Genomic DNA, 23,392 nt, shown 5'->3' on the forward strand with positions numbered 1-23,392 from the left:
GATGACTGCGTACGGAAACTTCCCCGGCTCCCGCCCCCGGCGGCTGCGGACGACCCCGGCGATGCGACGGATGGTCGCCGAGACACGGCTCGACCCCGCGAACCTGATCCTGCCCGCGTTCGTGCGGGAGGGCATCGACGCCCCGGTCGCCATCTCGGCCATGCCCGGCGTGCACCAGCACACCCTGGACACCCTGCGGAAGGCGGCCGTCGAGGCGGTCTCGGCCGGGGTCTCGGGGATCATGCTCTTCGGTGTGCCGGAGGACGCGAAGAAGGACGCCCGGGGCACGGCGGGCACGGACCCGGACGGCATCCTCCAGGCCGGTCTGCGCGCGGTCCGCGAGGAGGTCGGCGACGACCTGGTCGTGATGTCGGACCTGTGCCTGGACGAGTACACCGACCACGGCCACTGCGGAGTCCTCGACGAGAACGGCCGCGTGGACAACGACGCGACCCTGGAGCGGTACGCGGAGATGGCCCAGGTCCAGGCGGACGCCGGGGCCCATGTGGTGGGGCCCAGCGGGATGATGGACGGCCAGGTCGGCGTGGTCCGCGATGCCCTGGACCAGACCGGGTACGAGGACGTGTCGATCCTCGCCTACACCGTGAAGTACAGCTCGGCCTTCTACGGCCCCTTCCGTGAGGCCGTCGGCTCCTCGCTGACCGGCGACCGCAAGACCTACCAGCAGGACCCGGCCAACGCCCGCGAGTCGCTGCGGGAGCTGGCGCTGGACCTGGAGGAGGGCGCGGACATGGTCATGGTGAAGCCCGCCGGACCGTATCTGGACATCCTCGCCAAGGTCGCCGAGTCCGTGGACGTGCCGGTCGCGGCGTACCAGATCAGCGGCGAGTACGCGATGATCGAGGCCGCCGCCGAGCGGGGCTGGATCGACCGGGACAAGGCGATCCTGGAGAGCCTGACCGGGATCCGGCGGGCCGGGGCGCAGATGATCCTCACCTACTGGGCGACCGAGGCCGCGCAGTGGCTCGGGCGGGACGCCCGGCGCTGAGCCGGTCCGCCCGGCGCTGAGCCGGTCCGCTCGGCCTGCTGTGGTTCACGGCCCACCCGCTCCGGTCTCCTGGAGCCGGTGGGCCTCCTCGATGGAGAAGCGGGCGCTGTCCCGTACGAGCGGGTCCTCGTCGGCCCGGGCGGTGGTGCGGAGCGGCATCGGCCGTGGGCCTTGCTGTCAGGGCCAGTCGACCAGTGCCATGAATGCTACGAAAGCGACCATCACGGTGGCGGGTGCGGTGAGGGCGAGGCCCACGCGCCGGGCGGCGTAGCGGAGCTGGTGGGGGACGGCCCAGGTGGCGATCAGCACGATCAGGGCGAGGATCAGGCCGATCCACAGGACGGTCCACGCGGTGGTGAAGCTGTCGTGGAAGCCGCTGGCCGCCGCGCCGTTGCAGGAGTCGCACGCCATCGGGCTGAGGCCGCCGATGAACAGCGCCACGAGGCCCATCGGCAGCGTTGCCAGCGTGGAGATCAGCGGGGCGATCCACGCGCGGGGGGCGGGGGTGTGCGCGGGGTCGGTCGCCGGGGTGTCGTCGCCTTCGTGGCTGTTCTCGCTCATGCGGCCGAGTCAACCTCGGGGGGTCTCCCGGCCGCATGAGTACGAGGGCTCAGTCCACGGAGGTCCTGTCGGCGCGCGCCTCCGCCCAGGCGTGTGCCGCTGCCAGCTGCCCGTCCGTGAGGGCCGGGCGGACCTGGTCCGGGTAGCGGAAGGCGTAGTGCTCGCGGGCGGTCCTCAGCCCGATCGCGCGGGCCGCGTCGGTGAGGCGGGGGTCGTCGGCGACTTCCTGGGCGCGTCGCAGCCAGCTGTGGCTGCGTGGGTCGACGGCGTAGTGCCAGAGCGGCTGGGCGGGGTCGGCCGCTCCGATCAGGACCCGGTGCAGGACGTACGCGCGGATGCCGCGCTGTCCGATCAGCCGCTCGGCGACGAGCAGGGGATGGGTGCCGTCGAGCCGGGCGCGGAGCAGCACCCAGGTCATCAACTGCCCGGTGTCGTGAGCGCCGGAGACCACGAAGTCCCACAGCTCGGCGGCCTTTGCCTCGTCCGGTGCGCCGAGGTGGGTCAGCAGCCGGACCGGGGTCTTCCAGAGCGGCTTGGGCTTCGCCCACCAGGCGGTGAGGGCGGCGGCGGCCGGGTGGTCCAGGTCGAGGGCGAGGCAGGTCAGGGTGACCAGGGGGTGGCGCCACTCGGTGTACGTGGTGCGGTACTGCTTGGTCAGCTCCTTCTTCCAGCGCGGCAGGAGTGCTTCCAGCTCGGCCTCGCCCGCCTCGCCGTGGGCGTAGAGCAGTTCGAGGCAGAACGCGATGCCCTGGACGCCGGTGGCCGGGTCGGCCACCCGGTCGCGCAGCCACTGGACGTCGGCGGGGGTCGGGGTGCGGTAGCGGTGGTAGAGGTCGCCGAGCCCGCCCTCGTATCCGGTGAGGTCGGGGCCGGTGCCGGCGAGCAGGTCGTCGCGGGCGGCGTCGTAGCGGTCGGCGGCGGCGAGCATGTCGGCCTCGCTGACGCCGGGGTGCTGGGCCGCCTGCTCCCGTACGCGGGCGACCTGGTCGTACGCCGTTCGCGCGGCGGCCACGCGCAGGGGGCGCGGCAGGTCGTCGTCGGTGGCCAGGCGCACGGCGGTGAGGGCCGCGAACGCCTGGGCGGCACCGCGGTCCGCCGTCGGCCGGGCCGCACGCCAGTCGTTCGTGACGGTGGCGCTGAGCGCGGCGAACAGGGTGCTCAGGGACGTCTCGGGGGCGTGGTGTGCGGTCAGCTCCGCGGCGAGCGCGCCGGCGGACCGTGCCGGGTCGGTTCCGTGGACCGCCCGGTGCACGTCGAGCCAGGCGTGGATCGCGTTGGGGTGACCGGTGAGCGACCATCCGCGCAGGACGTCCAGGGCGCGGGGGGAGGGGGCCGCGCCGAGGGCGTCGGATGCCCGGGGGCCGAGGCACGCCACCGTGTCCCAAACCTCCTCGTGGTCGTGGCGCAGCAGCGCGTCCAGCAGCGCCGCCCAGGCGGGCCACTCGCCGAGCCGCCCGGCGTACTCCTCCCGCCAGGCCGCCAGCAGCCGTGACGTCTCCTCGGAGGTCAGCGCCTGTCGCGACTCCAGCGCCGTGACGAACCCCGCCGCCCCGGACAGCTCCACCGGATCGCACAGCCGGTCGTGCAGCCAGCGTTTCTCGGCGGCGGTCAGCGGGGCGTCGTGATGGCGGGTCCCGCCGGGCCGCTTCACCAGCGGGCTGCGGAGCCGGTCCAGGAACTGGCGTACTCCGGCGGTGTCCTCGGGGTCGGGAAGCCCGTCGTCGTCCCTCGCCGTGACCTTGTCGAGTCGGAACGCGCCCTGCGGCCCGCCGTCGATGACGCGGTAGCCGTCCGGGCCGTCGCCGAGGCCGGCGGCGACCGTGGCGTGGTCGCCGCCCCAGTGCACGTACAGCTCGCCCTTCAGGCCGCCGGAGCGGTCGAAGGCGGAGTGGGACTGCCAGTGCCAGTAGGCGAAGGAGGTGTCGGTGGAGAGGGACCGGGTCGCGAACAGCTCGGCCGCGTCCTCGTGGCCGTCGGACTGGGTGTAGCGGCTCCGGGTCGGCGGCGGCAGGACGGCGAAGCCGTCGCCGCCGAGCGTGCGCCACCACTTCTTGACGTCGCTGAGGTCCGACCGCTGAGCGGCCGGACGGCTCTGGCCCCTTCCCGGTCCCTCTGCCGTTTCCCGTCCCGTCGTGTCTAGTCCCACCAGAACGACCACGCTTCCTGGTTGAGCACGGCCTTCTCGGCGTACGCGTCGAGGTCGTACGGCGGGGACTGGTCGATGTTGTCGGGGCAGAACGCGTAGTGCTCGGCGGCCAGGGCGCGGGCCTCCTCGATCGTGGCGGGCGGGCGGCCCACGGAGACGATCATCGTGTCGAAGCCGAGCACCACGACCCGGGCGTCGTAGCGGTCCTCCCAGGAGCGGAGCACCGCGCAGAGCCGGGCCACGTCGTTCTCGTGGTTCATCGGGCCCGACCAGCCGATCGCCGCCGGTATGTCGGCGCTGCGGCGGGCCGGGACGAGGGCCATCCGCGCCCCGCCGAGCCACTCGTCCGCGTCGGCGGCGATCACGCCCGCGAGCCCCGCGGCCGCCGTGTCCGCGTCCTCGGCCGCCTCCCGGGCGGGGACGGGCGCGAGGCCGGGCCAGGAGCCGGGGCCCTCGGAGCCGTTCGTACCCGATCCGGCGCTGTCCGGGGCCACTTCGTCGGCCGCGTAGTCCGTCCAGTAGCCCGCGAGGACCTCGTCGGCGTCGTGGTCGCCTGGATACGACGTGCCGGCCGGGCAGAGGTCCCACTCCTCGGGCCACTGGTCGCGCCGGCCGCCCGTGACCAGCACCGGCAGCAGCCCCAGTCGCCGCCCGGCCGCCCGCAGGTCCGGCCAGTCGCGCGGGGCCGGCGGGCCGTCCGCGTACCAGAGCAGCGGATCGTGCCAGGGGCCGTCCAGCGTGGCGTCCACCAGGGAGCCGGGCGGGAGGTCCAGGCCGGAAGTGGCCAGGGAGGGGAGCGGATTGGGGAGCGTCGCCATGGTGGGGAGCCTAGGCGGCGGCACTGACAACGTGCGGGGTGGCGGCACTGACCGCGTGCGGGTAGTGGCACTGACCATGTGCGGGCGGTGGCGGTGATCGTGTGCGCGGGGGTGGTGGCGGTGACCATGTGCGCGGGGTGGTGGCACTGACCGCGTGCGCGGGGTGGTGGCACTGGCGCATGAAGAACCTCTTCGCCGCCCGTGTGCGCCGCGACGGGCCCGGCGGCCGAAAGCCGGTGCAGGGCGGGGGTGGCTGGATAATGATGTCGGGCATGAGTTTGTACGTCGATGATCCCGCCCGGCTCGGAACCACCCGCCTCTCCGACGGGAGGGTGCTCGGCTGGGCCGAGTGGGGGCCCAAGGACGGGCTGCCCGTCCTGCTCTCGCCCGGGGCCGCGACCAGCCGGTGGCTCGGGATCGGTGCCGGGGCCGTCGAGAACGAGGGCGTCCGGCTGGTCTCGGTGGACCGTCCCGGGCTCGGGGTCTCCACGCCCGCGCCCGACCGGACCTTCGCCGACTTCGTGGACGACGTGCGGGAGTTCACCGCGCTCCGCGGACTGGGCCCGCGTCCGGCGATGCTCGGGAACTCCCAGGGCGCGCCCTTCGCCCTCGCCTGCGCGGCGGCGGGCCTCGTCTCCGCGCTCACGCTCGTCTCGGCCGCCGACGAGGTCGCGGAGCCCGGGGTCGCCGCCGCCCTGCCCGACGATCTGCGGGGTCTGGTCGCGCGGGTGGCGGAGGACCCGGTCGGGGCGGAGAAGGCGTTCGCCGGGTTCGACGCGGACGCGATGCGGCGGATGGTTCTGGCCACGAGCCCGTCGTGCGACCTCGCCGTGTACGAGGACCCCGGGTTCGCCGCCGCCTACGGCCGCGCCCTGGACGAGGCGTTCTGCCAGGGCGCGGCGGCCGGGTACGCCCGGGACACCGTCCTCGCCATGGGGCGTTGGCCCATCGATCTCGGCGCGATCACCGTCCCGGTCGAGGTCTGGTACGGCGAGGAGGACGCCTCCCACTCGCCCGACCTCGGACGCCGGCTCGTCTCCCGTATCCCCGGGGCGCGGCGCACGGTCGTCCCGGGTGTCGGCGGCGCGCTGCTCTGGGCCACCGCCGAGCCGATCCTTGCCTCGCTGGCGGAGACCGTACGGCCGGACGAGCCGGTCGAGCGGGACTGGCGGGAGGAGCTGGACCGGCGGGGGGCCGTACAGGAGAGACGGCCCGGGACCGTACGGGGGAGCGGGCCGGGGGCCGCGCGGCGGGGCGGGCGCGGCTAGACCCGGCTCTGTCAGTGCCCGGGCATATCGTCGAGGCCCGTTGTGCGCGCCGCCCGGTCGTCGTTCCCGTCGACCGGGCCGATCCGACAGGAGCCCCCGGTGAACAGGATCGTCACGTCCATCTCCCTCTCCCTCGACGGATTCTTCGAAGGGCCCGACCACGACATCGACTGGCACACCGTCGACGAAGAAGTGCACCAGCACTTCAACGACTATTTCCGGACCATGGGCGGCTTCGTCGAGGGGCGCGTCACCTACGAGCTGATGGAGGAGTTCTGGCCGACCGCCGATCAGGACCCGGCCAACGAGGGCCCGATGGCCGAGTTCGCGGGGATCTGGCGGGACATGCCGAAGTTCGTCTTCTCGCGGACGCTGGAGAGCGTGGGGCCGAACGCGACCCTGCTGCACGAGGTCGACCCCGAGCAGGTGCGCGGTCTGCGGGACGCCGCATCGGGGGACCTGGCGGTCGGCGGGCCGGATCTGCTGGAGTCGTTCCGGCGGGCCGATCTGATCGACGAGTACCGGATCTACGTCCACCCGGTCATCCTCGGCCGGGGCCGCCGCTTCTTCCAGGACACGGAGGAGCGGCAGATGCTCCGGCTGGTGGAGACCCGGACCTTCGGGAACGGGGTCGCGATGCTCCGTTACGAGACGGTCCGGGCATGAGGCTTACGGCGGTGCGGGGTCAGGCGGTGGCGGCGTAGGCAGCGAACGCCGACCAGGCGGTGGGCGCGACGGTGAACGTCGGGCCCGCGATGTCCTTGGAGTCACGGACGTGGACGGCGGCGGGGTGCGCGGCGATCTCGACGCAGGCCCCGCCTTCTTCGCTGCTGTAGCTCGACTTCCGCCATTCGTACGCGATTTCGAGGCATTGGCCGCCCTCGTCGCTGCTGTAGGTCGACTTGAACCAGTTCAGTGCGGTGCTCATGTCTCTCCCAGTAAGCGGGCCAGCAGGCGCAGGGTCTCAAGAGGGGTGAGCGCCTGGGCTCGCAGCATCGCATATTTCTGGGCGAGGATGCTGACCTCATTCCGGTCGGAGATCAGCTGGCTGCCGCGTTGGGTCTCGGTGTACGCGACGTGCTGGTGGTCAGGGGTTTCCAGGAGGGTGAAGGGGCCCGCGAGGCCCGCGTGGACCCTGCTGTCGAGCGGGAGCACCTGAAGGCAGACGCCTGGCAGTTGGGCCATTGCGTAAAGGTGGCGGAGCTGTTCCCGGTGGTCCTCGTCCGAGGTCAGTTTCATCATCAGGACCGGTTCCCAGATCACGATGCTGGTGGTCGGCGGCTTCTTCCGGTCCAGGATCTGCTGGCGTTGCAGCCGCGTCGCCGTCTGCGCCTCGATCTCCTCCGGGCTGTAGACCGGGATCCTGTTGCGGAACAGCGCCTCCGCGTACGCCTTCGTCTGGAGCAGGCCCGGGATGACCTGGTTGTCGTACCAGGACAGCGCCAGCGCGTCCTGCTCCATGTCGATGTAGTCCTCTGCCCACAGCGGGATCAGGTCGACTTCCGGCATGTTGTCGACCGCCGTCGCCAGCGCGCCCTTGGTGTCCAGCAGATCGTCGATCGTCTCCGCCAGATCCGGGACGAGTGAGCGTCTGCCCTGTTCGACGGAGGCGATCGTGTCCTCCTGTACGCCTGCGGCCTGGGCGAGTTCGACCTGTGTCAGGCCCGCCTCGGTGCGGAAGCGGGCCAGCAGCTTGCCCACGAGCTTCATGGTCGACGCGTTCTTACGCTGTCGCTTTCTGGGGTGCATACGGTTCCCACTCCCACCCCGGAACCCACTTCACGCATGCGCGACCCGTACAAGAAATGTGTACGGGTCGCGCACAGTTACCGCACGTCAGGCGCTGGCCTGGACTGCCGCGTCCGCTCAGTACATCAGGGCGCTCTCGACGTCCGACTGCCAGTAGGTGACGAAGCCCAGGCCGTCCGTGTAGGTCTCCGCCGGGAGCTTCAGCGTGGACTCGCCCTTCGGCTGGTTGTTCTTGTCGACCGTGATGACGCCGAGGTTGGCGCTCTTGACGGGCTCGTTCTGGCCGGGCTCTCCGAGGAGCGCGATGCCCGCGTACGCCTTCTTGCCGGGGGAGAGCACGACGACCGACTGCGGCTTGCTGTCGTCGTAGACCGGGTACACGGCCTGCGCGCCGTCGAAGCGGAGGAACGGCGCGTGGTAGGCGGCGCAGTTGGCGGAGCCGGTGTTGGTCACCGTGAGCAGCAGGTGGTTGATCGGGCGGCTCACCGAGGAGACCGTCACCTTGGAGTTAGTGGTCGTGCAGGCCGGGATCGCCGCTGCGGCCTTCGCGTTCGGCGCGGTCTCCGGCTTCTTGGCGCTGCCGGCGCCGTTGCCGTTGCCGCTGGCGTGCTTCCCTGCGGCGGGGACGGTCTGCGTCTCGGGTGTGCCGGCCTTCGGTGCGTCCGGCTGCGCCTTGTCGTCGGTGCTGCCGGTGCTGCCGGTGTTCGTCGCCGTGGGCGTCGCCGTCTCGGCGACGCCGGCTGCCTTGGTCCCCATGGCCTTGTCCTCGCCGCCACAGGCGGTGAGCGAGAGAGCGGCCACGAGGGCGGTGGCGGCGAGGGCGGTGGTGCGGATGCGGTTGGTGCGCATGGCGGTGGTACTCCCCGTGATCGGTTGGTGTGTTGGTCCGGTTGAACGGCCGGCCCGTGGTCCCGCTGGTTCCGGCGGGTCTTGCTGGTTCCTGCTGTGGTCTGGTCCGAGCTTGTGGCACGGCGGATTCCGGCCGCAACGCCTGCCGAACCATTGGGGATGCTGGAACGTCTACGCGTACGGTGACCTGCGGGAATTCCGCGTCCCTGGAACGCCGTTCCGGGACGCACGAGGAAGGGGAACGCCGTCGTGGCGACGCCGGAGGCCGTGGAGTTCGCGGCTCTGCTGAAGGATCTGAAGGACCGTTCGGGGCGCAGCTACGGTGTGCTGGCGGGGAAGCTGCACGTCAGCACCTCGACACTCCACCGGTACTGCAACGGGGACGCCGTGCCGAACGAGTTCGCCCCGGTGGAGCGGTTCGCGCGGGTGTGCGGGGCGTCCGGCGACGAGTTGGTGGAGGTGCACCGGCGGTGGATCGTGGCGGACGCGGCCCGGCGGCGGCCTCCGGCGGGGGCGGCCCCGGGGGTGGTACCGGGGGCGGTACCGGGGGCGGTCGCAGCCGCTCCTGCCCCAGCCTCCGCGCCTGCCTCCGCCCCTGTGCCTGGCCCTGACCCTGTCTCTGCCGGGGTTCCTGGGGCCGGTGTTGTTCCCGACGCCGTCGACGTCGCTGAGGTCACGGAAGTCGTAGAGCCGTCCGCCACGTCCGGTGGCGCTCGGCCGGGGGCGGGCTCCCGGTGGTCCCGGCTCTCCCGGCGTACGCGGGTGCTCATCGCCGCCGCCGGGGTTGCCGCGCTCCTCGTGCCCACCACCGTCGTCGCCGCCGACCTCGTCGGGTCGGGGAAGGAGGGCGGTGGGAGCGCCGCCGCGGACCGGGTGGAGGACGCGGGCGGAGACGTCGGGCCGACACCGGAAGGCTCCGCATCGGCCACGCCCCGGCCCTCCGCGAGTCCGAGTCCGGCCAGTCCTTCGGCGAGTGCCTCCGCCTCCCCCTCGGGGCCGCCGTCCGTGAAGCCCTCGGCGGGCTCCGGGCCGGGGCGGCCCCAGGGCGGCGGGGCCGGTGGCGGTGGGGGCAGCGGTACGGGCCTCGGCGCTCCGCCGGCCGTCAGCATCTCCTCGTACAACTGGGACGAACCCTGCGGCCAGCACTACCTCGTGAACCGGGGGCCCGACGAGCTGGACCCGCCGCCCGCGCCGCAGGACCGGCGCGGGTGGGCGGAGTCGTACGGCGGCGTCGACGCCGGGAGCATGCTGCTCCAGCTCACCGTGCAGGGGACCTCGCGCGAGGCGGTGGTCCTCAAGGGCATGCACGTGCGCGTCGCCTCCCGCAAGGCTCCGCTGCCCTGGTCGGCGTACCTGATGGGCAACGGCTGCGGCAGCGGGATCGCGCCCCAGACCTTCGTCTCCCACCTCGACGCCGGGCACCCCACCCTCCGGCCGGTGCCGGGGAGGCAGGGGGACACGGTGGTTCCGGCCGTGGACTTCCCGTACAAGGTGACGTCCGAGGACGTGGAGGTCTTCAACCTCGACATGAAGGCCGTCGGCTACGACGTCAGCTGGTACCTGGAGCTGGAGTGGAGCAGCGGCGGGAAGGAAGGGGTGGTACGGATCGACGACCACGGGAAGCTGTTCCGCACGAGTGGGATGAAGGGGCGGCCGGAGTACGTGTACGGCAACGAGGAGACCGGGTGGGAGCCCGCGGCCTGACCCGCGCCCTGGCCCCCGTTCCCGTCCACCGGTGGCCGAGGGGCACGTACACGCCCCTCGGTCGCGGAAGCCGATTCCGTCCGGATTCGCACAGGAGTACAGTCGCCGGGTCCTCGCGGTCCGCCCGGCTCCGGCCGGGCTGCCGCCCCAGCCCGCCTCCCCATCAGGTGACCCATGCCCGCGACCGCCGAAGCCCCCGACCCCAAGGCCCTGGACACCCGCACCTGCGAGGAGCGGTCCCTGCGGCTCCGACGCAGGCTGGAGCGGCTGATCGGCATCGCCGCCACCGAGGGGAACACCCTCCTCCCGCTCCGCAACGGCGACGAGATCTTCGGCGCGATGCTGGACGCCATCAAGGGCGCGGAGCACACCATCGACCTGATGACGTTCGTCTACTGGCGCGGTGACATCGCACACAAGTTCGCCGAGGCGCTGGCCGAGCGGGCCCGTGCCGGGGTCCGGGTGCGGCTCATGCTCGACGGGTTCGGCTGCCGGCTCATCGAGAAGGACCAGCTGGCGCTGATGGACGCGGCCGGGGTCACCGTGACCTGGTTCCGCAAGCCCCTCTACCTCTCACCGCTGAAGCAGAACCACCGCTGCCACCGCAAGGTCCTCGTCGTCGACGAGCGCATCGCGTTCACCGGCGGCGTCGGGATAGCCGAGGAATGGTGCGGCGACGCCCGCAACGAGCACGAGTGGCGCGACACCCACGTCCGGGTCGCCGGGCCCGCCGTCGACGGCCTGGCCGCGGCGTTCGCCCAGAACTGGGCCGAGTGCCACGAGGAGCTCTTCGACGAGCGCGACCGGTTCGTCGTGAGCGAGCACCCCGGGGACGCCGTCGTCCAGGTCGTGCGGGGCTCCGCCTCCTTCGGCTGGCAGGACATGCAGACCCTGATCCGGGTCGTCCTGGAGTCCGCCGAGGAACGCATCCGCCTCACCACCGCCTACTTCGCCCCCGACGCCTACTTCACCGGGCTCCTCTGCGAGGCCGCCCGGCGCGGCGTGGAGGTCGAGATCCTGCTCCCCGGCCCGCACACCGACAAGCGGGTCTGCCAGCTCGCCGGCCAGCGCTACTACGAGGAGCTGACCGCCTGCGGCGTGAAGATCCACCAGTACCAGCCGACGATGATGCACACCAAGGCCCTCACCGTGGACCGGATCGCGAGCCTCATCGGCTCCACCAACTTCAACCGGCGCTCGCTCGACCACGACGAGGAGGTCATGCTCGCCGTCCTCGACCGGGACTTCACCGCCACCCTCGACGGCCACTTCGACGAGGATCGGGAGAAGAGCGTGCTGATCGAGCGCGGCCGGTGGAAGCGCCGCGACCTCCTCCAGCGGGCCCGGGAAGCAGCCGTCGTGCCCATCCGCCGTTTCCTCTGAGGACCGGCCTGCGCCCGGGGGCCGGACATCCTCCCGCTGAGGCCGGCCGGCCCCCGGAGGCGTGCGCGCGCGTTCGCCTGGGCAGGTGGGGAGGACGACCGTCGTCCTGCATGTGAAGGGAAGGCCCCATGAGCACCGGCGCAGCCACCTCTCCGGCACCGTCCGCCGCGGTGATCACCGAACCCCTGCCCGACCTTCAGCTCCAGCTGCTCATCCAGCTCCTCGACGAGGACCCCCGCTCCAGCCTGCCCCTCACCCTGACCCACCCCGGCGGCCTGCTGCACGGGGACGTCATCGGGCACGAGCAGTGGAAGGCGGAATGGGCCAGGAGCCTGCGCCAGGTCGAGGGCGAGGGGGCCAACCTGCTCGCCGAGTTCCCCGAGACGGTCGACCAGGGCGTACGGGAGCTGCGCGCGGAGGAGGACGAGGCGGGGGCGTCCCGGCTGCCCCGTTGGATCCACCTGCGGGACGTCACCCTCGTCTCCGGTGCGATGACCCCCGTCTCCCTGCCGCTGTGGCGCGGACGCCTCGCCGACGTGTCGGGATGGGCGCTGGGCCGCCCGCAGTAGGCGGTCGGCCGGCTCCTAGAGTTGCGGCATGACCGCAGAGAACGGCTTAGTCGCCGACACCCCGGGATCGCCCGTCACCTTCATCAACGTCTTCGAGATCTCCGCCGACGAACTCGACGCGTTCGTCGAGAAGTGGGAGGAGCGGGCCCGCCTCATGCGGGAGAAGCCGGGCTTCATCGACTCGCGGATGCACCGGGCCCGCTCCTCGGACTCCCGCTTCCAGCTCGTCAACGTCTCCCACTGGGAGAGCCAGGAGGCGTGGGAGGCCGCCACCGCCGACCCCGACTTCGCCTCCCGCACCCGGGCCGCGCGCGAGCAGACCGCGCGGCCGGTCACACCGAACCCGGCGGTCTACGACGTCGTCGTGGAACTCACCGCCCCCTGACCCGGACCGACCTGCGCGCGTCGGCCCCGGCACCTGTGACGGTGACCGGGGCCGACGTACGTACAGCCGGGTGCGGGATCAGAGCCGCTCGGGCGTCCGGATGCCCAGCAGCGCCATCCCCTGGTGCAGGGTCCGGGCCGTCAGCTCGACCAGGAAGAGCCGGTTCTCGACGACCTCCGGGGCGTTGTCCGGGCTGAGCACCTGGCACTGGTCGTAGAACGTGGTCAGGTGGGAGGCCAGCTGGTAGAGATACGCGGCCAGCTTGTGCGGCTCGTAGCCCGCGCCGACCTCGGCGAGGACCTCGCCGAACTGGTCCAGGTGCAGACCGAGCGCCCGTTCCGCCGGGGCCAGCTCCAGCTCCGGGTGGGCGGCCGGGACCGCGTCCCCCGCCTTGCGCAGGATCGACTGGATGCGGGCGTACGCGTACTGGAGGTACACCGACGTGTCGCCGTGCAGCGCCACCATCTGGTCCAGGTCGAACTTGTAGTCCCGTACGGCGGAGGTCGACAGGTCCGCGTACTTCACGGCCCCGATGCCGACGTACCGGCCGTTCTCGACGATCTCCTCCTCGGACAGGCCCACCTTGTCGGCCTTGTCACGGACGACCGCCGTGGCCCGCGTGACCGCCTCGTCCAGGAGGTCCTCCAGCCGCACGGTCTCGCCCTCACGGGTCTTGAACGGCTTGCCGTCCTTGCCGAGGACCGTGCCGAACGCGAGCTGCACGGCCTTGACGTCCTCGTTCAGCCAGCCCGCCCGGCGGGCCGTCTCGAAGACCATCTTGAAGTGCAGCGACTGCCGTGCGTCCACCACGTACACCAGGGTGTCCGCCTTGAGGTCCCGCACCCGGTTCCGGATCGCGGAGAGGTCGGTCGCCGCGTAGCCGTAGCCGCCGTTCGTCTTCTTCACGATGAGCGGGACCTTGTTGCCGTCCGGGCCCTTCACGTCGTCGAAGAAGACGCACAGCGCACCCTCGGAGCGGACGGCGACGCCCGTCTCCTCCAGGATCCGGCAGGTCTCCTCCAGCATGTCGTTGTAGCCGGACTCACCCACGATGTCCGGGTCGTCGATCACCATGTCGAGCTTGTCGAACACCGAGTGGAAGTAGATCTTCGACTCGTCGACGAAGCGGTGCCACAGCTCCAGCGTCTCGGGGTCCCCGGCCTGGAGGGCCACCACCCGGTCCCGGGACCGCGCCTTGAACTCCTCGTCGGAGTCGAACAGGACCCGCGACTCCTTGTAGACCCGGTTCAGCGTCGACATCGCCGCCTCGCCGTCGCTCGCGCCGCCCTCGTGCTTCAGCGCGCCCGGGTGCTCGATCAGATACTGGATGAGCATGCCGAACTGGGTGCCCCAGTCGCCGATGTGGTGCCGCCGGACGACCCTCTCGCCGGTGAACTCCAGGATCTTGACCACGGCGTCGCCGATGACCGCCGACCGCAGGTGGCCGACGTGCATCTCCTTGGCCACGTTCGGCTGGGCGTAGTCGATGACCGTCGTCCCGGCGTCGTCCTTCAGCGGCACGCCGAGCCGGCCGTCGCCGTCCGCCGCCCGGGCGGCCAGCGTCTCGACGATCGCCTTGTCGGTGAGCGTGACGTTGAGGAAGCCGGGCCCGGAGACCTCGATGTCCTTGATCAGCCCGCCCGCCGGGAGGGCGGCGGTGACCTGGGCGGCCAGCTCCCGCGGATTGCCCTTGAGCTTCTTGGCGAGCGCCAGGATGCCGTTGGCCTGGAAGTCGGCCCGGTCGCTACGTCGCAGCAGCGGGTCCGCGGCGCCGGCATCCGGCAGAGCTGCCGTCAGGGCGTCCGCCAGCTGCTGCTGGAGCGTGGAAGCGAGGGAAGGGACCGAGGCCATGTCCGGCTGCCGTTTCCGTAGGGGGTGCGAGGGGTTCTCTTGGGTGTCCAAGCGATCTCCCCAGTATCCCACGGGGCGTAAAGCCGTTTTCGCGCTCCGGGGGGTAGCTGGGAGAATGGTCCGGACCCCATCGGGAAACGACAGACGAGAGAAGGACGTGCCGACCGTGGCCGAGAGTCAGACCAGCACCGAGACCGACTGGGTCTCCCGCTTCGCGGACGATGTCATCGCCGAATCGGAGCGTCGTGCGCCTGGCAAACCGGTCGTCGTCGCCTCCGGCCTGTCCCCGTCGGGCCCGATCCACCTCGGCAACCTCCGCGAGGTCATGACCCCGCACCTGGTCGCCGACGAGGTCCGCCGCCGCGGGCACACCGTGCGCCACCTGATCTCCTGGGACGACTACGACCGCTACCGCAAGGTCCCGAACGGGGTCCCGGGCGTGGACGCGTCCTGGGCCGAGCACATCGGCAAGCCGCTGACCTCGGTGCCCGCCCCGGCCGGCTCCGCGTACGCGAACTGGGCCGAGCACTTCAAGGCCGCCATGACGGGGGCCCTGGACGAGCTGGGCGTCGAGTACGACGGCATCAGCCAGACGGAGCAGTACACCGCCGGGGCCTACCGCGAGCAGATCCTGCACGCGATGAAGCACCGCGCCGACATCGACGCCGTACTGGACCGCTACCGGACGAAGAAGGACCCGGCGGCAGCCCAGGGCAAGGGCGGCAAGAAGCCGCAGCAGCAGAAGAAGGTCGACGAGGCCGAGCTGGAGGCCGCCGAGGGCTCCGGCGCCGCCGACGAGGACGACGGCAGCGGCAACACCGCCGGCTACTTCCCGTACAAGCCCTACTGCGGCAACTGCGAGAAGGACCTCACCGTCGTCACCTCCTACGACGACGACACCACCGAGCTGAACTACACCTGCTCGGCGTGCGGCTTCGCCGAGACGGTCCGGCTCAACGAGTTCAACCGCGGCAAGCTCGTCTGGAAGGTCGACTGGCCGATGCGCTGGGCGTACGAGGGTGTGATCTTCGAGCCCAGCGGCGTCGACCACTCCTCGCCCGGCTCGTCCTTCGTGGTGGGCGGCCAGATCGTCCGCGAGGTCTTCGACGGCGTCCAGCCCATCGGGCCCATGTACGCCTTCGTCGGCATCTCCGGCATGGCCAAGATGTCCTCCAGCAAGGGCGGGGTGCCCACCCCGGCCGACGCGCTGGAGATCATGGAGGCGCCGCTGCTGCGCTGGCTCTACGCCCGCCGCAGGCCCAACCAGTCGTTCAAGATCGCCTTCGACCAGGAGATCCAGCGGCTGTACGACGAGTGGGACGCGTTGGGCCGCAAGGTCGCCGACGGCACCGTGCTGCCCGCCGACGCCGCCGCGTACTCCCGTGCCGTCCGCACGGCGGCCGGGGAGCTCCCGAGCACCCCGCACCCGCTGCCGTACCGGACGCTCGCCTCGGTCGCCGACATCACCGCCGGAGCCGAGGACCAGACGCTGCGCATCCTCAGCGAGCTGGACCCGGCCAACCCGCTGACCTCGCTGGACGAGGCCCGCCCGCGCCTCGACCGGGCCGAGAGCTGGATCACCACCCAGGTCCCGACCGAGGCCCGCACCATCGTCCGGGACGAGCCCGACAAGGAGCTGCTCGGCTCGCTCGACGACCAGGGCCGTGAGTCGCTGCGCCTCCTCCTGGAGGGGCTGGACACGCACTGGTCGCTGGACGGGCTCACCACGCTCGTCTACGGCGTGCCGAAGGTGCTGGCGGGCCTGGAGCCGGACGCCAAGCCGACGCCCGAGCTGAAGGCCGCCCAGCGGTCCTTCTTCGCCCTGCTCTACCGGCTGCTCGTCAGCCGCGACACGGGGCCCCGCCTGCCCACGCTGCTGCTCGCGGTGGGGGCGGACCGGGTGCGCGGGCTGCTGGGCGCGTAGGGCCGCCGCGGTACGGACGACAGAGGGCCGCCGCCCGGGAATCCCTCCCGGGCGGCGGCCCTTCGCCGTGCCGCGTGCCCGTACGTCAGGTGCTCCGGGCGGCCGTCGTGCGCTGGGTGTAGAGGTCCCTGAACTTCGGCATGAGGTCCTGGAGCAGCTCCGTGGAGCGCGGGTGGTGCACGTCGCGCTTGTCGGCCAGGGTGATGTCGAGGGCCGCGAGGGTCGGGTACTGGCCCTCCTGATCGGTCAACGCGGTGTACTCCTCGTACGCCCGGTTGGCGAAGTCCTCGTCCTCCTGGGACCAGGGCTCCAGCTGCGGTGCTTCTTCGGGGACGGCGGGCGGCTCCTCGTCGGCGGCCTGCTGGACCCGCTGGGGCTGCTGCTGGGCCTGCGGGGCCTGTTGGGCCTGCTGGGTCTGTTGCGTCTGCTGCGTCTGCTGTACGGGTTCCGGGGCCTCGTGGAGCTCTTCGTCGAGGTCGTCACGGCGGGGGTGCGGGACCGCGCCGATCGTGCCGACGTCACCGAGGGGCCGGGTGCGGCCGGGGCCCAGGGGGACGGCGGCCGGAGTGGGCTCCAGGCCCTCGGCGTGCCGCGGGTCGTACGCGCTGGCGTGCGGCGTGCTCTCCGGAAGCTTCTGGGCAGCGAACCAGGGGCTGTCGTGGGTGGGCGGGACCGGCGAGGCCTCCACGGCCTGGGGCTGGGGCCGGCCCTGTTGCTCGGGGTGCGGGGCCGACTGGAGGTGCTGGGTCTGCTGTTGGCTCCGCTGGTGCTGCTGGGGCGTCTGCTTCTGGAGTGTCATCGAGTGCTGATGCTGCTGCTGTTCTTGCTGCTGATGTTGCGGGTGCTGCTGTGCCTGCTCCTGCCCCGGCTCCCGCTGGGGCTCGTACGGCAGCTCCGCCTTCGGGCGGGACGTTTCGACCGGCGGCAGCAGGGCCGGTTCGATGCCGGCGGCGGCGAGTCCGGCCGGGGCGGTCTCGGCGAGCGGCACGCCGTACTTCGCGAGACGCAGCGGCATCATCGACTCGACCGGGGCCTTGCGCCGCCAGTTGCGGCCGAAGCGGGCCTGGAGCCGGGCCTGGTAGATCAGCCGGTCCTGTTCGAGCTTGATGACCTGCTCGTAACTGCGCAGCTCCCACAGCTTCATCCGCCGCCACAGCTTGAACGTCGGGATCGGCGAGAGCAGCCAGCGGGTGAGCCGGACACCCTCCATGTGCTTGTCGGCCGTGATGTCCGCGATCCGGCCCACCGCGTGCCGGGCGGCCTCGACCGAGACGACGAACAGCACCGGGATCACCGCGTGCATCGCGGTGCCGAGCGGATCCGGCCAGGAGGCCGCGCCGTTGAACGCGATCGTCGCGGCGGTCAGCAGCCACGCCGTCTGGCGCAGCAGCGGGAACGGGATCCGCATCCAGGTCAGCAGGAGGTCCAGGGCCAGCAGGACGCAGATGCCCGCGTCGATGCCGATGGGGAAGACCACCGCGAAGTCGCCGAAACCCTTGTCCTCCGCGAGGACGCGCACGGCGGCGTAGGAACCCGCGAAACCGATCGCGGCGATGAGCACCGCACCGGCGACGACGATCCCGATGAGTATGCGGTGCGTGCGTGTCAGCTGCATCGCGGCCACGCGCGATCCCCTCCCCGACCCTGTACTCGAACCCGGCCTGTGCGCCCGGCGTTGATTTTCGGCCAGGCCTCAGACGCCCGGCGAGGGGACAGCCTGGCACATGTGTGCGAGTTCCGTTACGCGGGGGAGGAGTTGTGGGGCTGTTCCCGGGTCCGGCGGGAGCTTCCGTGCGGGCTGCGGCGCTGCTTCGGCGCTTCTCGGCGGGGACTTCGGGCGAGGCTTCGGGTGAGGTTGCGGGCGGAGGCCTGCCCGAACGGCGAGACCCGGCCCTCGGGGAGGGCCGGGTCTCGGGAAAGCGTGCGGGAGGGCCGTCAGTTCGTCTTCGTCTTCGGCTTGGTCTGCGACTTGGGGCTGTCGCTGTTGCTGTCGGTGCCGCTGCCCTTGGCCGTGTCCTTCTTGACGTCCTTCTTGCTGTCGTCGGAGCCGCTCTTCACCGGGGGAGTGACCTTGGCGTCGGCAGTGTCGGCGACGGCGGCGACCGCTTCCTTCGCCGCCTTCTGGGCGCCCTTGACGATGCTCGCGGACGAGGGCGTCTTCGCCCCCGCGTAACCCGCGCCGTTGTACGTCAGGGTGACGACGACATTGCCCGTGCGCGCCACGACGGTGGCGTACGCGAAGTCCTCGTCCGTCTTGCTGAGGCCGTAGGTGACGGTCGTGGCCTCCTCGCCGATGCCCGTGGTGGGCTCGGCGGCGACCTTCTCGGCGCCCTCCGAGGCCTTCGCCTTGGTGACCTGCTTCGTGTACTCGGTGGTGGCGCGCTTGGCGCCGCTGCCCAGCGACTGGTCCGAGTCGAAGCGGGTGAAGCCGACGTCCAGCCAGCGGTACTGCGAGCCGTCGACGCCCTTGTCGTCCAGGCCGTTCCAGGAGCAACTGCTGCGGGCCGCCAGGTCGTTGGACCGGCCGGCCGTGCCGTTCTCCTTCTTGGCCTCGGGCACCAGGTCCTTGATCGTCTTCTTGGCGACCGAGGTGCACGGGTCGGGCAGATCGTCGAACCTCGCCGCTTCGACGGTGGGCTCCGTGGGCTTGGCGCTGGGGGCGCCGGACGACGAGGAGCCCGCGTTCTTCTTGCTCTCGGGGTCGGAGTCCGACGAGCAGCCGGCGGCTACGAGCATCACCGGAACGGCGGCGCAGGCGAGGATGCGGGACAGGCGCGGGGCTGATCGGTGCATGGTTCCTTCACTCGGATGGCACGGAGCTCTCGGTGCTGGAGGTCTCGGTTCGTGCGGTGTACGGGTGGGCTCGGTAGCGGGGCGGTACGTCTTCCGGACAGCCACGGTACGACGGCCGGCGGTCGGCCCGTGCCGCCGTCGAGGGCCCCCGGAGAGCGGAATCCGGCCGGTGGGGGCCCGTCGGGCGGGGGGCTATTCGCTGAGCGTCTCGGCCAGCTTCCGGGCCAGTGCCTGGGCCTTCTCCTGGAGTTCCCTGCTGTCGGACACCTGGGTGACGAGGGCCGGCTGCTCGGCGTACCGGACGGTCACGACCACGTTCGATGTGCGGAATACCACGCTCACCGTGCGGTGCTGTGCGGTGGAATCTGCCCGAGTGGGCAGATCATGCAGAAATGCGGCATCTCCGAGGTTGTCGAGGACCCGCGAGGGGAGGGCCTCCTCCGTGCCGGTGCCGGTGCCGGTGCCGGTGCCGGCGCTGCCGCCACTGCCGCCGTTGTCGCCCCCGCCGTCGCCTCCGGAGGGCGAGGAGGAGGACGAGGGGTCTGCCGACGCGTCTGCCGACCCGTCCGCCGATCCGTCCGTCGGCCCGTCCTTCGGGGCCGTGGCGTCCGCCGCCGGGCCCTTGGGCTTGTCCGTGTCGGCGGCCTTGTCCTTGTCCTTCCCCTGCTCGTCCGGCGTCCCGCTGTTCTTCTCCGCGTCGGGCCCGGGGGCCGTCGACGACGACAGGCCGGCGGCCTCCACCTTCTTCGCGTACACCGTGTCGGCGCGGTCGTCGTCGCTGACCGCGGGGTCGTAGGAGACGACCCGCTCGAAGTCGATGGAGAGGCTCCGGGTGGCGTTCGGCGCGTCGGACTTCCAGCTGCAGCCGACCTTGCGGTCGGTGTCGTAGGTGACGGACGCCGACCCCCGGAACACCTTCTCCTGCTGATCCCCGGCCAGTTCCGCGGCGCCGGGCAGCAGGTCCTTGAGCATGCCGCGCGGCACGGCACGGCAGGGGGCGGGCAGGGTCTCGTACTTGCCCGGGGGCGCGGGGGTGACCGTCGGGCTGCCCGCCTTGTCGTCGGCGCCGTTCGCGTTGCTGTCGGAGCCGGCGCTGCAGCCGACGACGAGCGCTGCCAGAAGCGCGACGCCGGGTACGTACGCCATGTCTCGCACCGTCCCAGGCTCCCTTCGGTACGGAAAACGGGTTGCCGCTCGAAGGCGGCCGATGGACACAATGTGTATCGCACGCGCCGCTGTGAATGCCGGTCGGCCGACAGGTTTGCCGATCTTGGTACCGGTTTTGCGCTTTCAGTCTTTTCGGGGGAATCGAGGAGTTATGTCGTACGTAGAGGTGCCGGGAGCGAAGGTCCCGATCCGGATGTGGGCGGACCCCGCGTCGGTCGAGGACGTGGCGATGCAGCAGCTGCGCAACGTCTCCACGCTGCCGTGGATCAGGGGTCTCGCCGTCATGCCGGACGTCCACTTCGGCAAGGGGGCGACGGTCGGTTCGGTGATCGCGATGCAGGGCGCGGTGTGCCCGGCAGCGGTCGGGGTGGACATCGGCTGCGGGATGTCCGCCGTCAGGACGTCCCTCACCGCGAACGACCTTCCCGGCGACCTGTCACGGCTGCGCTCCAAGATCGAGCAGGCCATCCCGGTCGGCCGGGGGATGCACGGTGACGCGGTGGACCCGGGGAAGCTGCACGGGTTCTCGACGGCGGGATGGGACGACTTCTGGGGGCGGTTCGGGGGGATCGCCGATGCGGTCAAATTCCGTCAGGAACGCGCCACGAAGCAGATGGGAACGCTCGGATCGGGAAATCATTTTATCGAGTTCTGTCTCGATGAGATCGGTTCTGTCTGGTTGATGCTGCATTCCGGTTCGCGGAACATCGGCAAGGAGCTGGCCGACTTCCACATCGGTCAGGCGCAGAAGCTGCCGCACAACCAGGGCCTGATCGACCGCGACCTGGCGGTGTTCATCGCGGACACCCCGCAGATGGCCGCGTACCGCAACGACCTGTTCTGGGCGCAGGAGTACGCGAAGTACAACCGGGCGATCATGATGGGGCTCTTCCAGGACGTGGTCCGCAAGGAGTTCAAGAAGGCCCGGGTGACCTTCGATCCGGTCATCTCCTGCCACCACAACTACGTGGCGGAGGAGCGGTACGAGGGCATGGACCTGCTGGTCACCCGCAAGGGCGCGATCCGGGCGGGGTCGGGTGACTACGGGATCATCCCGGGGTCCATGGGCACCGGCTCGTACATCGTGAAGGGCCTCGGCAACGAGAAGTCGTTCAACTCGGCGTCGCACGGCGCGGGCCGCCGGATGAGCCGGAACGCGGCGAAGAAGCGCTTCTCGACCAAGGACCTGGAGGAGCAGACGCAGGGCGTGGAGTGCCGTAAGGACTCCGGTGTCGTGGACGAGATCCCGAGGGCTTACAAGCCGATCGAGCAGGTCATCGATCAGCAGCGGGACCTGGTCCAGGTCGTCGCGAAGCTCAAGCAGGTGGTGTGCGTGAAGGGCTGAGGCCCTACGCCCCGCCCCCTACGTCGCGTGGTCCGGCGGTCCCGTCGTCCCGTCCCTCAAGGGGTGAGTCGGGGCTCAACCGGTGCGGTGGACCTTCGTGTTGGAGGCCTGGGCGCGAGGGCGGACCACCAGGAGGTCGATGTTGACGTGGCTGGGGCGGGTGACGGCCCAGCCGATCGTGTCGGCCACGTCCTCGGCGGTCAGCGGGGCGTCGACGCCCGCGTAGACCTTGGCGGCCTTCTCGGTGTCGCCGCGGAAACGGGTGGTGGCGAACTCCTCGGTCCTGACCATGCCGGGGGCCACCTCGATGACGCGGACCGGGGTGCCGACGATCTCCAGCCGCAGGGTCTCGGCCAGGACGTGTTCGCCGTGCTTGGCCGCCACGTAGCCGCCGCCGCCCTCGTACGCGGAGAGCGCCGCGGTGGAGGAGAGGATCACGATCGTGCCGTCGCCGCTCGCGGTGAGGGCGGGCAGCAGGGCCTGGGTGACGTTGAGCGTGCCGATCACGTTGGTCTCGTACATCTGCCGCCAGTCGGCCGGGTCGCCGGTCGCGACGGGGTCGGCCCCGAGCGCCCCGCCCGCGTTGTTGACGAGGACGGCGAGGGAGCGGAACGCGGTGGCGAACTCGTCGACGGCCGCGCGGTCGGTGACGTCCAGGGGGTAGGCCGTCGCCTGGTGACCGGCTTCGGTGATCTCGGCGGCCAGCGCCTCGATGCGGTCCTTGCGGCGGGCGGTCAGCACGACCCGGAAGCCGGCGGCGGCCAGCGTACGGGCGGTCGCGGCGCCGATGCCGCTGCTCGCGCCGGTGATGACGGCGATGGGGGTGGCGGCCATGGCGATCTCCTCGGACTGCTGATCGGGTACGGGGAGAAGGATAGGCAGGCGGTGCGGGACGCCCCGTCCGCGGGATGCCAGGGCCGGGGACCGCGCCTGATCTGCGGCCCGACCTACCGGGGACCGCGCCGGGCCTACCGGTGGGCCGTGCCGGGCCTGCGGACCGACCTACCGAAGGGGGCCGCCCGGACTCGCGGACCGACCTGCTGAAGGGGGCCGCGCCGGACCTGCGGACCGACCTACCGAAGGGGCCCCCGGACCTGCGACCCGCCCCCGCCATGACCCGGACGACAGGCCCTGGCTAGGCCGGCGCGCCACCGAATTCGGCCATCGCCTCGGACACGATCGTCTCCAGGTGGCCGTGATGGGCGCCGCGCCAGTACACCCGGGAGCACTCCGTGCACTGGGCGAACACGTCGTATGCCTCCTGGGTGCCGTGTTCGAGGAGTCCGCTCACGGCGTCCTTCTCAGCCCCGGCCAGGGTGCCGTTGCACGCGGTGCAGCGGGTCCACGGGGCCAGGGCCGGGGCGAACCGGCCGAGGACGTCGCGGAGCTGCTCCGCGGGGCGGTCGCTGTAGACGTACGCCCCCGACCAGATCTCGCGGCGGCGCAGCAGCCCGCGGTCCCGGGAGAGCAGGACGCGCCGCTCCCGTGCGGAGAGGGTGGCCAGGGCGGGGTCGCCGATGTCCTCGCTCTCGTACGCCGCGTCGACGCCCAGGAGCCGCAAGCGGCGGGCCAGCGTCCCGAGATGGACGTCGAGGAGGAAGCGCAGGGGGGCGCCGGGGACCCGCTGGGGGCGTTCCACGGCGCGTACGTCCACGTGTTCGCCGGGGCCCGGGCACATGCGAGCGGGCCACCGGGCAGCCGTTCACCAGCAGTGTTCCGGCCTCGGTGAGCGGCACGCCGAGGGACTCGATGACATGGCCGAGGGTCGAGGAGCCGTCCGTGACGAGGGGCGTGGGTCCGCCGCGACGGCCGTGCGGGACGAAGAGCCGCAGCTCAGGGGCTACTTCGAGGGTGATCTCGGGTCCGTTCAC

20 protein-coding genes and 1 pseudogene are annotated in these 23,392 nt (G+C 71.7%); 9 read left to right on the forward strand and 12 right to left on the reverse strand.

The window, feature by feature from the left end; all coding sequences use genetic code 11:
• Position 1 precedes the first annotated feature (1 nt).
• A complete protein-coding gene (hemB, locus tag AC3CH1_RS08405; RefSeq protein ID WP_488462332.1) occupies positions 2-1,009 on the forward strand; it encodes a porphobilinogen synthase in 1,008 nt (335 codons plus the stop codon).
• 177 nt (positions 1,010-1,186) lie between these two features.
• Here hemB and AC3CH1_RS08410 read toward each other — a convergent pair whose 3' ends face one another.
• The 3 genes from AC3CH1_RS08410 to AC3CH1_RS08420 are packed head-to-tail and all read right to left on the reverse strand — an operon-like array spanning position 1,187 to position 4,534.
• A complete protein-coding gene (locus tag AC3CH1_RS08410; RefSeq protein ID WP_488462333.1) occupies positions 1,187-1,570 on the reverse strand; it encodes a hypothetical protein in 384 nt (127 codons plus the stop codon).
• 49 nt (positions 1,571-1,619) lie between these two features.
• The gene (locus tag AC3CH1_RS08415; protein WP_488462334.1) at positions 1,620-3,728 is read right to left on the reverse strand and encodes a hypothetical protein; all 2,109 of its coding nucleotides are present in this window, start codon (positions 3,726-3,728) and stop codon (positions 1,620-1,622) included.
• On the reverse strand, positions 3,707-4,534 hold the full coding sequence (locus tag AC3CH1_RS08420) for a DUF4253 domain-containing protein (RefSeq protein WP_488462335.1): 828 nt from the start codon (positions 4,532-4,534) through the stop codon (positions 3,707-3,709). Before AC3CH1_RS08420 ends, AC3CH1_RS08415 begins: the two co-directional genes overlap by 22 nt.
• Positions 4,535-4,806: 272 nt before the next feature.
• Here AC3CH1_RS08420 and AC3CH1_RS08425 point away from each other — a divergent pair, with 272 nt between their 5' ends.
• Complete coding sequence (locus AC3CH1_RS08425; protein WP_488462336.1) at positions 4,807-5,802, forward strand: alpha/beta fold hydrolase; 996 nt, start codon at positions 4,807-4,809, stop codon at positions 5,800-5,802.
• Between the two features lie 99 nt (positions 5,803-5,901).
• Positions 5,902-6,468: a dihydrofolate reductase family protein gene (locus AC3CH1_RS08430; protein WP_488462337.1), complete on the forward strand. Its 567-nt coding sequence runs from the start codon at positions 5,902-5,904 to the stop codon at positions 6,466-6,468.
• Positions 6,469-6,487: 19 nt separating this feature from the next.
• Here AC3CH1_RS08430 and AC3CH1_RS08435 read toward each other — a convergent pair whose 3' ends face one another.
• From AC3CH1_RS08435 to AC3CH1_RS08445, 3 genes are all read right to left on the reverse strand, one after another.
• Positions 6,488-6,730, reverse strand: coding sequence for a DUF397 domain-containing protein (locus AC3CH1_RS08435; RefSeq protein ID WP_488462338.1), 243 nt, complete (start codon positions 6,728-6,730; stop codon positions 6,488-6,490).
• Complete coding sequence (locus AC3CH1_RS08440; protein WP_488462339.1) at positions 6,727-7,512, reverse strand: helix-turn-helix domain-containing protein; 786 nt, start codon at positions 7,510-7,512, stop codon at positions 6,727-6,729. Before AC3CH1_RS08440 ends, AC3CH1_RS08435 begins: the two co-directional genes overlap by 4 nt.
• Before the next feature lie 156 nt (positions 7,513-7,668).
• Positions 7,669-8,400 carry a DUF4232 domain-containing protein gene (locus AC3CH1_RS08445; protein WP_488462340.1) on the reverse strand — a complete coding sequence of 244 codons (732 nt, stop codon included), beginning with the start codon at positions 8,398-8,400 and terminating at the stop codon, positions 7,669-7,671.
• Positions 8,401-8,649: 249 nt separating this feature from the next.
• Between AC3CH1_RS08445 and AC3CH1_RS08450 the strand changes: the two genes are divergently transcribed.
• The 4 genes from AC3CH1_RS08450 to AC3CH1_RS08465 all read left to right on the forward strand — a co-directional run bounded on the left by AC3CH1_RS08450 (position 8,650) and on the right by AC3CH1_RS08465 (position 12,441).
• On the forward strand, positions 8,650-10,104 hold the full coding sequence (locus AC3CH1_RS08450) for a helix-turn-helix domain-containing protein (RefSeq protein WP_488462341.1): 1,455 nt from the start codon (positions 8,650-8,652) through the stop codon (positions 10,102-10,104).
• 174 nt (positions 10,105-10,278) lie between these two features.
• Positions 10,279-11,487 carry a phospholipase D-like domain-containing protein gene (locus AC3CH1_RS08455; protein ID WP_488462342.1) on the forward strand — a complete coding sequence of 403 codons (1,209 nt, stop codon included), beginning with the start codon at positions 10,279-10,281 and terminating at the stop codon, positions 11,485-11,487.
• A gap of 128 nt (positions 11,488-11,615) precedes the next feature.
• Entirely contained in the window at positions 11,616-12,056 is a 441-nt protein-coding gene (locus AC3CH1_RS08460; protein WP_488462343.1) for a hypothetical protein, read from the forward strand.
• Positions 12,057-12,084: 28 nt separating this feature from the next.
• Entirely contained in the window at positions 12,085-12,441 is a 357-nt protein-coding gene (locus tag AC3CH1_RS08465; RefSeq protein ID WP_488462344.1) for an antibiotic biosynthesis monooxygenase family protein, read from the forward strand.
• Between the two features lie 78 nt (positions 12,442-12,519).
• Here AC3CH1_RS08465 and argS read toward each other — a convergent pair whose 3' ends face one another.
• Positions 12,520-14,292, reverse strand: a complete 1,773-nt coding sequence (gene argS, locus AC3CH1_RS08470; RefSeq protein WP_488462463.1) for an arginine--tRNA ligase — start codon at positions 14,290-14,292, stop codon at positions 12,520-12,522.
• 157 nt (positions 14,293-14,449) lie between these two features.
• Here argS and lysS point away from each other — a divergent pair, with 157 nt between their 5' ends.
• The gene (lysS, locus tag AC3CH1_RS08475) at positions 14,450-16,216 is read left to right on the forward strand and encodes a lysine--tRNA ligase (RefSeq protein ID WP_488462345.1); all 1,767 of its coding nucleotides are present in this window, start codon (positions 14,450-14,452) and stop codon (positions 16,214-16,216) included.
• Positions 16,217-16,301: 85 nt separating this feature from the next.
• Here the strand turns inward: lysS and AC3CH1_RS08480 are convergent, their stop codons facing one another.
• The 3 genes from AC3CH1_RS08480 to AC3CH1_RS08490 form a co-directional block, all read right to left on the reverse strand.
• Complete coding sequence (locus tag AC3CH1_RS08480) at positions 16,302-17,840, reverse strand: DUF2637 domain-containing protein (RefSeq protein ID WP_488462346.1); 1,539 nt, start codon at positions 17,838-17,840, stop codon at positions 16,302-16,304.
• Positions 17,841-18,151: 311 nt separating this feature from the next.
• The gene (locus tag AC3CH1_RS08485; RefSeq protein WP_488462347.1) at positions 18,152-19,009 is read right to left on the reverse strand and encodes a DUF3558 domain-containing protein; all 858 of its coding nucleotides are present in this window, start codon (positions 19,007-19,009) and stop codon (positions 18,152-18,154) included.
• A gap of 192 nt (positions 19,010-19,201) precedes the next feature.
• Positions 19,202-20,155 (reverse strand): DUF3558 domain-containing protein, encoded by a 954-nt coding sequence (locus AC3CH1_RS08490; protein ID WP_488462348.1) that lies wholly within the window; start codon positions 20,153-20,155, stop codon positions 19,202-19,204.
• A gap of 172 nt (positions 20,156-20,327) precedes the next feature.
• Between AC3CH1_RS08490 and AC3CH1_RS08495 the strand changes: the two genes are divergently transcribed.
• Entirely contained in the window at positions 20,328-21,521 is a 1,194-nt protein-coding gene (locus tag AC3CH1_RS08495) for an RtcB family protein (RefSeq protein ID WP_488462349.1), read from the forward strand.
• Between the two features lie 75 nt (positions 21,522-21,596).
• Here AC3CH1_RS08495 and AC3CH1_RS08500 read toward each other — a convergent pair whose 3' ends face one another.
• Both AC3CH1_RS08500 and AC3CH1_RS08505 read right to left on the reverse strand, forming a co-directional pair.
• Positions 21,597-22,355, reverse strand: coding sequence for an SDR family NAD(P)-dependent oxidoreductase (locus AC3CH1_RS08500; RefSeq protein ID WP_018961603.1), 759 nt, complete (start codon positions 22,353-22,355; stop codon positions 21,597-21,599).
• 301 nt (positions 22,356-22,656) lie between these two features.
• A pseudogene (locus AC3CH1_RS08505) lies at positions 22,657-23,392 on the reverse strand (Mut7-C RNAse domain-containing protein).

Source organism: Streptomyces sp. MGP-P1 (genome assembly GCF_057766565.1).